7 protein-coding genes are annotated in these 12,210 nt (G+C 43.1%); 6 read left to right on the top strand and 1 reads right to left on the bottom strand.

All coding sequences use genetic code 11. From position 1 onward, the window contains the following. Positions 1 to 142 precede the first annotated feature (142 nt). Together IWX76_RS12810 and IWX76_RS12805 are read left to right on the top strand one after the other, a co-directional pair. The gene (locus tag IWX76_RS12810) at positions 143 to 1,039 is read left to right on the top strand and encodes a sugar phosphate isomerase/epimerase family protein (protein ID WP_196860321.1); all 897 of its coding nucleotides are present in this window, start codon (positions 143 to 145) and stop codon (positions 1,037 to 1,039) included. Between the two features lie 11 nt (positions 1,040 to 1,050). Then, entirely contained in the window at positions 1,051 to 2,403 is a 1,353-nt protein-coding gene (locus IWX76_RS12805) for a PhoH family protein (protein WP_196860320.1), read from the top strand. Here the strand turns inward: IWX76_RS12805 and IWX76_RS12800 are convergent. Then, positions 2,387 to 5,176 carry a hypothetical protein gene (locus IWX76_RS12800; RefSeq protein WP_196860319.1) on the bottom strand — a complete coding sequence of 930 codons (2,790 nt, stop codon included), beginning with the start codon at positions 5,174 to 5,176 and terminating at the stop codon, positions 2,387 to 2,389. The two genes, IWX76_RS12805 and IWX76_RS12800, sit on opposite strands and share 17 nt — an antisense overlap. A 156-nt stretch (positions 5,177 to 5,332) precedes the next feature. Here IWX76_RS12800 and IWX76_RS12795 point away from each other — a divergent pair, with 156 nt between their 5' ends. The 4 genes from IWX76_RS12795 to ligD all read left to right on the top strand — a co-directional run bounded on the left by IWX76_RS12795 (position 5,333) and on the right by ligD (position 12,189). Continuing rightward, positions 5,333 to 5,701 carry a hypothetical protein gene (locus IWX76_RS12795; protein WP_196860318.1) on the top strand — a complete coding sequence of 123 codons (369 nt, stop codon included), beginning with the start codon at positions 5,333 to 5,335 and terminating at the stop codon, positions 5,699 to 5,701. 106 nt (positions 5,702 to 5,807) lie between these two features. Next, on the top strand, positions 5,808 to 8,111 hold the full coding sequence (locus IWX76_RS12790) for a TonB-dependent receptor domain-containing protein (RefSeq protein ID WP_196860317.1): 2,304 nt from the start codon (positions 5,808 to 5,810) through the stop codon (positions 8,109 to 8,111). Between the two features lies 1 nt (position 8,112). Further along, positions 8,113 to 9,396 (top strand): exo-alpha-sialidase, encoded by a 1,284-nt coding sequence (locus IWX76_RS12785; RefSeq protein ID WP_196860316.1) that lies wholly within the window; start codon positions 8,113 to 8,115, stop codon positions 9,394 to 9,396. Between the two features lie 48 nt (positions 9,397 to 9,444). Beyond that, positions 9,445 to 12,189 carry a DNA ligase D gene (ligD, locus tag IWX76_RS12780; protein ID WP_196860315.1) on the top strand — a complete coding sequence of 915 codons (2,745 nt, stop codon included), beginning with the start codon at positions 9,445 to 9,447 and terminating at the stop codon, positions 12,187 to 12,189. Positions 12,190 to 12,210: the final 21 nt, after the last annotated feature.

The following is a 12,210-nucleotide window of genomic DNA, read 5'->3' as shown; positions in this document are numbered from 1 at the left end:
CGTTTTCTTAGACGATGTAATGGAAAGACTTTCAAGATTTCGTTTCTGCCAAATTCACGAATTCGTTTTACCGTTACACGTATTTGCTTAACCAAATGCCATATACTTTTATTAACTTAAACCTGACTTTTAAATCATCTACATGGCATCACGGCGTGACTTCATTAAACAAAGTGCAGTTTTAGGAATGGGGGCAGTTATAAGCCCTGACTTTTTTACTGAAAGCCGCTTGCAGATGGGTTTGCAGTTATTTACTGTTAACAAAGAAATGAAGACCGATCTAGTTAATACGGTGAAGAAAGTAGCTGCCATGGGTTACACGGAAGTGGAAACTTATGCCTTTAATACGACTCCTGTTAATAGTTATTGGAATGTTGAGGTTAAAGCACTCCAACAAATTTTTGATAACAATGGGATTCGCAGTATAAGTGGTCATTATGATTTAAGCACTTATATCATGCCCGGGAAAACGGATGACGATTTGAAGCGTTATGTAGACCATTGCATCCAAGGGGCATTGGTGTTAAAGCAGGAATACATTGTATGGCCATGGTTGAATCCGGAGCTGAGAAATTTGGATACGTATAAACAGTTAGCCAATAAACTAAATCGGATAGGTGAGCAAATCAAACAAGCAGATTTACAATTAGCTTACCATAATCATGGCTTTGAATTTGACTTACATGATGGTCAAAAGGGTTATGACATCATTTTAAATGAAACAGACCAGGATCTTGTGAAGATTGAATTAGATATTTATTGGTTTTCACATTCATCAAAAATACCAGTTCACGAATATTTTAAGAAATTCCCAGGCAGGTTCCCCTTGATTCATTTTAAAGATATGGACCGAAAAAACCGCGATTTGCATACCGTTCTGGGTGCAGGAAGTATAGATTTTAAACCTTACATAGCCGATTACAACCTTGCAGGGGTAAAACACGTGATGGTGGAACAAGGAAACAACTATGTGCCTGATGTTTTTGATTGTATTTCGAGAAGTGCCAAATACATGAAAGAAAATCTTTTATTTCCCTAAATTTAGGGACCATGAGTAAAGTCCGAAAAAATACTGCGCCCGATCCGGAAAAGATATTTGTCCTTGATACCTCGGTGATCCTGTACGACCACAATGCTTTCAACAACTTTCAGGAACACGATGTGGCCTTGCCGATACAAGTATTGGAAGAGCTGGATAACATGAAAAATGGCAACGAAACCCGTAATGCCGAAGCCAGAAGTTTCATCAGGTTAATGGACAAGGCTTCAGGTGATCAGCTGTTGACAGAATGGAACCCGATTAAAGGAAGTAAAGGAGGAAGGTTTAAGGTGGTGATGGACACCGTTTCGGCATCACAAAACGCAGAAACCATTTTTGGTGCCGGGAAGTTTGACCATAGGATATTGAATGCTGCCTTAGGGTTAAAAGAGGAGTTTGCAGATAAAAAGGTAGTGTTGGTATCAAAGGATATCTGCCTGCGCCTGAAGGCAAAGTCGCTGGATCTCTTTGCAGAGGATTATGAAACGGGTAAGGTGAAAAATGTGGACGAACTGTATACCGGGAAGACCACACTACTAAAAGTGCCCATAGCACCTTTTAATGAGCTTAAAGAAACCGGAAAACTCCAGGCAGAAGCGATTGATTTGCCCTATACCCAGGGTAACCATTTTTACCTGCTTAAAAGCGGACGTAAAGCGGGGCTGGCTTTTTATGGTGTAAAATCCAATATGTTGTCGCTCATCAAAACTTCGAGCGCTTTTAAAATATCGCCAAAAAACGAAGAACAGGCCCTTGCCATGCATGCTTTACTCAACCCGGATATTAAGCTGGTGACGATCCAGGGGAAAGCAGGGACGGGAAAAACTTTGCTGGCTATTGCCAGCGCGCTTGAACAACGTAAAGATTATAGGCAGATTTATGTTACCCGACCGATTATTCCATTAAGCAATAAAGATATTGGGTTTTTACCGGGCGATGCCAAATCTAAAATAGACCCTTATATGGCGCCAATATGGGATAGTTTGCGCTATATCAAAGAGCAGTATAACCACGATCCAAAAGTACAAGCGCGGATTGATGAGTTTGTGAGTACCGAGAAAATTGTAATCACACCACTTGCATTTATCAGGGGAAGAACGCTGACTAAAATCTTCTTCATTATTGATGAAGCCCAGAATTTAACCCCTCATGAAATTAAGACCATCATATCACGAGCAGGAGAAGATACTAAAATCATATTTACAGGTGATATCTACCAGATTGATGCACCTTACCTTGATGCAGAAAGTAATGGATTGTCGTATTTAATAGAAAGCGCTAAAGGTCATCCGCTTTATGCGCACATTACTTTAGATAAAGGGGAACGTAGTGCATTGGCAAACCTGGCTAACGATTTGCTTTAAGGGAAATCTGTCTGAGGATGGAATCCATAACTGGCTGGTGGGAATAGAGGCTAAGTTGCATTTGTTGTAAAGCATAATCTGATATTTGCCAGCCAACCGGTAACACCGGCCAAACATTATCTCTAATTTTGACTACCCTGGGGCTAATGGAAAAGTAGTTCCAGTTGTTTTCCTGTGCCAGGTAGCGATTAATAGTGTCTGCTTTTACGGTATTACCGTTTGTACTGTTTAACAAACCCAGGGCAGGGGCAAGTGGTTCGTAAAGGTTTTTAACTCGTTCTACAGAATCTAATATAGGGATGCTGTTAGGTAGGGAGAGGAAGTTAATTTTAAGCTTTAAGTTTTGATAGGTGGGGTCGTTAAGCTGCAAAGAATCCCATACGCTTTTAAACACCTGGAACACTTGCAGCGAAGTCTCTGCACCTGAATTTTCCAGGGTGCCACCATCCATAAAATGATGCCGTTCATCGAATTTTGCCGTCGGACTTACATAGGGGAACCGGGCACTGATGAATGCTGCGGTACTGAGGTATAAATCTTCATTACTTTCAATAAAATCCTGTAGTAAAACGGTACCCGGAAAGTCGGTAGGATCTAGTTGTACCGGAGCGATGAGGCCTTTAAAACCAGTATTAATGTCGTAAGTGTTTGAGAAAAACAGGGGTACTTCGGTCATATTGGGCAGCCAACCCGTACGCATGGGTACCTGGTAATCAATTCCATGCCGGCGCATGTAAATTTCCCAATTTTGTTCCTGTATTCGGGCCCGATCAGGAAATAATTTAAAGCCGATCAGCGATTGAAAAGCATCGCGGCCAAAAAGTCCGGCAAGGGTGGCGGTGAGGTAATCATGCTGGTATAGTTTTAATACATTTTCAGGATAGAATGTCTCCCTGGCTTTCGTGCCCTGCTGCGTGAGCCTTGCCGCACATAATAAGGATATGCCAATGGTGCCGCCCGAAGCACCGGAATAGGAAAATACATGGTGTTGGAAATCATTGAAACTAGTTTCTGTAGCTGATTGTTGTTGCAGCAATTGATCTAGGCGGCCCACCACCATGGTGGTCCAGGCTGCAGCACGGATGCCCCCTCCATAAGCGTTGACAAAAAACACGGGAAAACCAAGGCTGTCCTGTTGGTTATGTTGGGCGATCTCGCTTTTACGGTGTGCCAACCAGGACTGTGTATACAATCGCAAGGACTGTGGTTTAAGTTGCCCCCCTGGGCGATCAACCAGGTGGATGTTGTGAATGTCGGTGATGCTAACGGCCGACTTGTAAATGATGACCAATAAAAACAGGGTAATAAATTGTATACCTATCCGTTTGCCGGCAACTAAAAGAAAGGAAAAAAATAAGGTATAGGCTACTAAAGCAGCGATGATCACCGGCAAGGTGTAAAAGCGGTCGTTACGGGTGAGGAAAAAGACCACTGCTTCAAAGTTGAACGCCATAAAGAGCAGACTGACCAGCAGACCTGCCGCCAGAATAAGTGGTGATATGTTGATGTGTTGAAAAGGGCGGATACAATCGCGGTAGCTGACGGTAAGTAAAAAAGCAAAGGACAGTAATAAAAATCCGAGCGCCAGGTAGGCGAGGTAATAGGGTTCACGCGTTTCTTCTGAACGCCCCCAATAAATGATGGTTAAAAAGATGACAGCCATGGTAACGGTATAACGTGTTCCTTTAAATACCCCATTTGGTTTATAGATACAATCGAGCCAGTTGTAACGCAATACGTTAACATAGAACACACCAATAACAACGAAGATTAGCAGGGGAGGAATGCTATCGACCAAGTAATGGATATGGTAGCTCTGCATGGTTATCATTATGGAAATAGCCGGAATGACGAATGTGAGGGTGCCCAGGAAACGGGCAAAATCCAGCTTCTCTCTTCTATGTTCATCGGTAAAGGCTAAATGTGCAGTGGTTATTGTTTTTAGGTTAACCTGTGGCAGGTTATCGTAAATTTTAGGCAAGAGCCAGTTGTGCAGTGCCAGAATAGTAGTGACACTGTAAAACCAGAATATGCCCCAGTCTGAAGTATTGATGGTGACTAGTAAATCCTGTCCCTGGTCGGTTATGCTCAACAATAAGAATAAAGTTAACAGACCTAAAAGCACCAGGCGAAACTTCCAGCTGTAGATGACAAAGGACCTTAATAGGGAGGAGAGTCTTTTTAGCCATATGCGGATGTGATGGAGGACTTTTATTTTAACGCTGAAATAATAGAGGGTGACGAATAGCAGCGCATATTTTAAAAGTGCGGGACTATATATTTTCCATGCTGATGGAATGCGGTGCCGGGTATGGGGTTCGCTTTCCAAAGCGCGTAACAGGTAGCTGTTTTCAATAAGATCAGCTATGCCGGCCACTAGCACCAGTAGGAATAGCAGCAGCCAACGCCTGGGATAAGTGCTGCGGATGGCAGTTGACAGCTCTGCCCTGAATTTGTAAAAAAGTAACAGAAAAAAAAGGATGTATAATACAATGAAATAATCGCCTGCCTGGGTTTGGTGTTTTGCAGTTTCCAGGCCGGTAATCTTTCCCGTGATGACGGTGTCGCGACTATAAACCTGCTCATTCAAATAGGTGCTGGACCATTCTTTAAGGATCTGTTGTTGCTGTGCTTCATTAAAAGCAAACTGCATGGAAAGCATGCCACGTGGTGCATGATCTGTGCGCAGCAGAAAGCTGTTTTTTGATTTCAGGGTGGCTGTGATCAGTAAACCGATAACAATTAGGTAAAAAATAGTTTTAAAGCTATTCATAAGCTATGCAAAATGAAGACGGATGATAGTTTTTATCAACTATTTGTATAAGTAAAATATTGACGGTAAGGTTTTTAATTCATTAAGATAATTACATGACATAATGATGAAAGTTTAATTTGAAGCATGATCTGATAAGCATTATATTTACGCCAAATGGTAAGAAGTTCTATTGCCTTCCTTTTAATCTTCACGACCCTAACGGCTAACCTTAGTCAGTATTTCGTGTATGTAGGCTTTGAATTTAACAAGAATTACATTGCCACCGTGCTCTGTGTAAACCGTGATAAACCGGTGTTACAATGTAACGGAAAATGTTATTTATCAAAGCGGCTGAAACAAGCAGCAGAAAAAGAGAAAAACCAGGAACGGGCTGCCAAAAAAAGTGTAATGCAGGAAGCTTGCCTGAGTCAGGAAATAGTGATGGAAATTCCTTCACAATTGCTGAAACCAAGTTTAGTTCTGGAGCTCCCTTTTGCACTACCTAAGCATTCCGCCTTAATCTTCCATCCTCCACAAGTATAGTTTCATTTCTTGAGCATTTTTAAACGTTCTATGGATCGTATTGGAAATGTTATGTCTAAGATTTTAATTGGCATGGCCTTTTGGCTATCGCTAACAATGAACTATAATGAAAATTAAAAAATTACTATTTTTTATCGGCTTTGCCCTATGCGCTATTTCCGCACAAGCACAAGAGCTAGCCTTTAAAGGGCATATCTATGATTCGCAAACCAGGCAGGCCCTTGCTGGAGTTAATATTAAAACACCGTTGAACGAACAAATTGGAAAGACGGATGAACAGGGATATTTTGAAATCAAGGTTAATTCTTCAGCATCAGCTGTTAAAGCGATGTTGGTGGGTTATAAAACTCAAGTATTTACCCTGAACAGTGGACAACAGACTTTAAACGTGCAGCTGGAAGCAGATGTGAACCGGTTAAATGAAGTGCGGGTACAAGGTTATGATGGCCACAAAACGAATAAGGAAACGGCAGGTTCGGTAGCTTTGATTACAGCAGCTACGCTGGCAAGAGGCTCTGGCGTTTCTCTGCAAGCTGCCTTGAATGGGATTCCTGGGGTTAGGATGGAGCAAAGCACCCTATCTGAAGCAAGAATTTCTATTCGAGGTAATGGTGTGCGTGCTTCTTATGGCATACGTAACATTAAGGTATACCTGAATGAAATTCCGCTGACGGAAGCTGACGGTACTACACGCATTGAAGCGTTGGATATCAACAGTGTTGGTCGCGCTGAAGTGATTAAAGGGCCTGCATCTAGTATTTATGGTGCCGGAACAGGGGGAGTAATTAATTTCCAGCTGCAGCGTGCCCCATACCAGGAGCAAAGTGTAGAAGTGGCCGCTTTGGCAGGTTCTTATGGCTTGCGTAGGTTAGCCAGTACCTATCGCAATGGTGGAGATAAGATGAATAGCTACGTGTCTTATGGTTGGCAGGAATATACAGGTTACCGCCAGCATAGCAAAGATATGCGCAGGTTTATGACGGGTAACTTCCAGTTATTCCCAAGTGAAAAACGCATTATTACCTTATTGCTAAACCGTACCCAGCAGGACTCGCAGATTCCAGGTGCGCTTACGCAGGCACAGGCTGATGCCAATCCTTTACAGGCAAATGCTACTAATGTAGATAAAGCTGCCGCACGTTACCAGACATGGACACGCATGGGCATGGGCCAACAATACCGCTTCAATGAACATTTAACTAACAGTAGCAGTGTGTTTACCTATTTTTACGACCTGAATCATCCGCTGGCTTATGCATACTTGCGCAGTACTTATCAGAGTTACGGAGGACGCACACGTTTTAACTATGATCCTGAATTTGAAGTGTTACCAACGCGGTTCACCGTAGGTGCAGAATATAACCAGGGTTTAACAAAAGGAACACAATATGTGAATAACCAGGGTAGGGAAGGTGCGTTGAACAGTAATGTAGATTATGAAAACACCCAATATTCGTTGTTTTATCAATCGGAAACACAGTTGGCTACACATACGTCGTTAACCTTAGGCTTAAGTTACAATAGTTTAAGTTATGATGTGAAAAACTACTTACAGCAACAACAAAGTGGAGTGAAAAAGTTCAAACCACAAGCTAATCCACGGGTGGCCATTAGTCAGCATTTTAGCGATGCGCTGAGTTTACATGCCAGCGTGAGTACAGGTTTCTCCCCTCCATCCAGTTCGGAAGTGAAAAATGTGGATGGATCGATCAATCCTTCCTTACAAGCGGAAAAGGGTGTCAATTATGAGATAAATGCAAAGGGTAACTTATTGCAATCTCGTTTAGCCTATGACCTGGCTTTGTTTAAGATGGATATGGAAGGTGAGCTGATTGCACAATCGGTACAGCAAGGCATCACGATTTACAATAATGCAGGGAAAACCAATCACAATGGCGTGGAGCTGGCTTTGTCGTATCAATGGCTACAACCAGAAGATGAGCGGCAGATTAAGGTTTTTCGCCCTTATGCTTCGGTAACCTATTCAGATTTTACCTTTAAAGAGTATGCGGTGCTGAACGCTGTAAATGAGGTTACAGCGCGATATGATGGAAATCCACTGACTGGCATTGCACCATGGGTGTTTAATGCAGGTTTAGACCTGGAAACAAAGTTGGGTATCTACTTTTACGGAAGTTATCTTTTTAGCGACAAGTTGCCGGTAAATGATGCTAATACTGCTTTTAATGCAGCCTATCATTTGCTGAATGCCAAGCTAGGTTATCAGACTAAATTGGCCAAACAAGTGGAGGTAAATGTATATATGGGCATAGATAACCTATTGAATAAAAATTACAGCTCCATTGTTGCTTTAAATGCTGTAGGTTATAATGGTGCACAGCCCGCTTATTACCTGCCTGCGCCAACAAGAAATGGTTATGGAGGTTTAAACCTAAAATGGATATTTTAACATGAGCAATTATAAATTATTAATGGTGTTCCTGGTCGCAATTGGCTTAGGAGCCTGCAAACAGCCATCAGCACCCCCTATGGAGGCATTGGCGGTGAATAAAATGGGCAGTCATGCTGTTGGGGCCTATTTTACCAAAGACCATAAAGGCAATCCGGTACTTTGCTGGTCGGAAAAGGAGGATGCAGAAGCCCTCTTTCAACTGAAATACGCTGTTTATGATTCCACAGCGCAATCCTTTTCGGCACCGGTAACGGTTGCCGGATCGTTAGGATGCAGTGCCGGGGCAGAGAGTATGGCGAAAATTGCTTTCAAGGCGGATGGAACTGTTTTCGCCCTTTATGGGAAACGTTTTGAACAGGAAAAAAGTCCTTTTGCCGGTGCGATTTATTATACGGTATCTAATGATGCAGGCAAGACCTGGGCTAAAGAAACATTTCTGCATACAGATACGGCCCATCATTATGGGCGGGGTTTCTTTGACGTGGCCACATTGGCTGATGGAGAGCTGGCTGCGATTTGGCTGGATGGCCGCTTTGGCAAAACAATTAAAGGGTCTACTTTATTTTATGCCCGTACAGAAACGGGAAAGGGTTTTGTGCAGGAACGTATTCTGGATAAAGGAACCTGTGAATGCTGCCGTACGAGTATCATAAAAGATGATGGCGGTAACCTTCATGTGGCTTACCGGAGCATCATATCATCGTCGTTAATAACAAAGAAGCGGGTGAGAGACATGGCCTACCTTTATTCTGCTGATCAAGGCAAGACTTTCGCCCCAGTAAAAACCATAAGTAATGACAACTGGGAAATTGATGGTTGTCCGCATTCAGGTCCATCCTTAGCCAGTACCCCCGAAAAGGTACATGCCTTTTGGTATACGGCAGGCGGCACCCCAGGATTATATTATACACAAGCAGGTCCAGGGGGTGTTTTTCCAAAGCGACGTTTAATTAGTGCGACAGGCAAACATCCTCAAATGGTTTCCCTGAGCGGTAATCGACTGGCCCTCATTTATGAAGATGCGGTGCAAGAGGAGCCAAATGCGGAGCATGCATCGATGAGCAAATCTTCCTCGCCTATGCACCACCAGGCAGCAGGCATGGCTAAAATAATGCTTCAAGTAAGGGGAACAGGTGCTAGTGCTGCAGCCATAGCCGTTACCGATGGCCAATTTGCTGATCACCATGCTGTGCTTACCCCTTATGGTGATCAATTATTGATGGCCTGGATTAGGGAAGATGGGCATGGAGGGTCTAAAGTGTATTACACAAGGCAGTTATAAAAACCATTCTGGCCGCCGGGTTGTTGAGGAATAACCAACAAGAAAACTATGGGTCTGGAAAAATATGAAGAGAAGCGGGACTTTACAAAAACCGCAGAACCAAAATCAGGTAAGTCTAAAGACAAAAATTCACTGGTATTTGTGATTCAGAAACATGATGCATCCCGGCTGCATTATGATTTCCGTTTAGAAATGGATGGCGTGTTAAAAAGCTGGGCAGTGCCCAAAGGCCCTTCTACAGACCCCAAAGTAAAACGACTAGCCATGATGGTGGAGGACCATCCTTATGACTACCGGACTTTCGAAGGCATTATACCTAAGAGTGAATATGGAGGCGGAACCGTTATCGTATGGGACCAAGGGACCTATGAGCCGTTGGACCCTATTAAAGGAAAAAAAGCGCAGGAAAAACATTTGCTAGAACAGCTTGCAGAAGGATCAGTGAAAGTGAAATTGTATGGTGAAAAGCTACAGGGTGAATTTGCATTGGTTAAAACCCACGGTATGGGCGATAATGCCTGGTTGTTAATCAAACATAAAGATGAACATGCTTCTGCAAAGGACATCACCAAACAGGATAAGTCGGTAGTTTCTGGTTTAACGATTGAAAAGGTGGAGAAAAGCGGAGCGGAAACTCTATTAGCGGAGGAGAAAGGCAGTACAAAGAAAAAGCCTGCTGCTAAAGCAAAGGCCACGAAGAAAAGTGCCAGCACAAAGGCTGCTAAAACTCCCCAGGGGCCGGAACCCATGCTGGATGACGAACCTGAGCAAGAGATTGATACAACGAAATTATTAAAATCGGCACCGAAAAGTAAAATGCCGAGAACCATCAAACCCATGCTGGCTACATTGGTGGATCAGCCATTTGATGATGCTGGTTGGCAATATGAAGTGAAATGGGATGGTTACCGTGCGCTTGCTTTCCTAGAAAAAGGGGAGGTTCAGCTGGTGAGCAGAAACAATAAAACTTTCGAAGATAAATTCTATCCTATTTTTAACCTGCTGAAGGAGCTGAAATTCAATGCCGTACTGGATGGTGAAATTCTTGTGCTGGATGAGAAGGGCAGGTCTAATTTTAGCGATTTGCAGAACTGGCGCAGTGAAGCGGATGGTGAACTTGTGTTTTATGTGTTTGACTTGTTATGGTATGAAGGTAAAAATTTAATGGAATTGCCTTTAATTGAACGTCAGGCCATATTAAAGGAGATATTGCCCACGGATGATGACCGGCTACGCATGAGTAAGGTATTCCATTCGAGTGGCATTGATTTTTTTCATGCTGCCGAGAAGATGGGCCTGGAGGGGATTATTGCGAAAAAGAGCGATAGTACCTATGCCTCGGGCAATCGGTCAAAAGAATGGTTGAAGGTGAAGGTAAGTAAACGGCAGGAGGTAGTAATTGCCGGTTTTACGAAGAATCAGGACACGGTGAAACAGTTCAGCTCGCTGCTTTTAGGGGTTTTTGATGAAGGTGCCCTGACGTATGTTGGTAAAGTGGGAACAGGTTTTTCTGATCAACTGCAAAAAGAAATGATGGCGCAGTTTACGCCATTGATTACAGATGAAAGTCCGTTTAATACGGAGCCCGATGTAAATAAACCATCGCGTTTCAGACCTAATCCGCCGAAAGCGAAAGCCACCTGGCTGAAGCCAGAGCTTGTTTGTGAAGTCGCCTTTAGTGAAGTGACTACCGATGGGGTATTTCGTCATCCATCTTTTCAAGGCATGCGCATTGATAAAAACGCGAAGGATGTGGTTCGTGAGATTCCTGTTGAAACTGCTGAGGTGGTGGAAAGTGAAGAAATAGCCGAAGAGGCCACGGAAAAATCGCTGGTGAAAGCACCCAAAGCCAAAGAACGTAAAACCTTGCTAAACCCAACTGATGAAACACAAATGCGCAAGATTTGTGGTCACGATTTGAAATTTACGCACCTGAGTAAGTTATACTGGCCAGAGGACAAGGTGTCAAAAAGGGATATGTTTAATTATTATTACCAGGTGGCTGAGTACATTTTACCTTATTTAAAGGATCGGCCTATGTCGTTGAACCGCTTTCCTGGTGGCATCCACAGCAAAAGTTTTTATCAGAAAGATGTAAGGGGAAAGGCGCCTGACTGGGCAAAAACTTTTCCTTATACAACCAGTGATGGAGAAGAGAAGGAGTACCTGGTAGGCACAGATGAGGCGGCTTTATTATGGATGGCTTCCTTGGGTTGTATTGAAATGAACCCCTGGTTTAGCCGCGTACAATCACCCGACAACCCGGATTATTGTGTGATAGACCTGGATCCAGATAAAAATACCTTTGATCAGGTAATAGAAGCGGCGTTGGAAGTGAAAAAAGTATTGGATGCTATAGGCATTCCTGGTTTTGCAAAAACCTCTGGTTCTACAGGTATACATATCTATATCCCGCTGGAAGCTAAATATACTTATGATCAGTCGCAGTTGTTTGCCAGGATTCTGGTCAATATTGTGCACAAGCAAATTCCGAAGTTTACGAGTCTGGAACGTATGATTGCCAATCGTAAGGGCAAGATGTACCTGGATTTTCTGCAAAACCGTCCGGGGGCAACGATTGCGGGGCCATATTCGTTACGGCCAAAACCAGGAGCAACGGTATCTATGCCTTTACATTGGGAGGAGTTGAAACCTGGTTTGAAAATGCAGGATTTTAACATTTTTAATGCGATGGAACGTTTAAAACGAGAAGGCGATTTATTTAAAGGCGCTTTAGGAAAGGGGATTGACCTGGAAGTGGCGATGAAGAAGGCGAAATCGATATATGGATAATATATAAACAAAGAAGCAGTT

The sequence above is a fragment of the Pedobacter sp. CAN_A7 genome, assembly GCF_015752175.1.
GTDB lineage: Bacteria > Bacteroidota > Bacteroidia > Sphingobacteriales > Sphingobacteriaceae > Pedobacter.
This window is presented reverse-complemented; position numbering and strand designations above follow the sequence as displayed.

Excerpts from the sequence above, each read along its gene's own strand:
- IWX76_RS12810 (WP_196860321.1), top strand. The coding sequence starts at position 143 with ATGGCATCACGGCGTGACTTCATTAAACAAAGTGCAGTTTTAGGAATG.
- IWX76_RS12805 (WP_196860320.1), top strand. The coding sequence starts at position 1,051 with ATGAGTAAAGTCCGAAAAAATACTGCGCCCGATCCGGAAAAGATATTT.
- IWX76_RS12800 (WP_196860319.1), bottom strand. The coding sequence starts at position 5,176 with ATGAATAGCTTTAAAACTATTTTTTACCTAATTGTTATCGGTTTACTG.
- IWX76_RS12795 (WP_196860318.1), top strand. The coding sequence starts at position 5,333 with ATGGTAAGAAGTTCTATTGCCTTCCTTTTAATCTTCACGACCCTAACG.
- IWX76_RS12790 (WP_196860317.1), top strand. The coding sequence starts at position 5,808 with ATGAAAATTAAAAAATTACTATTTTTTATCGGCTTTGCCCTATGCGCT.
- IWX76_RS12785 (WP_196860316.1), top strand. The coding sequence starts at position 8,113 with ATGAGCAATTATAAATTATTAATGGTGTTCCTGGTCGCAATTGGCTTA.
- ligD (WP_196860315.1), top strand. The coding sequence starts at position 9,445 with ATGGGTCTGGAAAAATATGAAGAGAAGCGGGACTTTACAAAAACCGCA.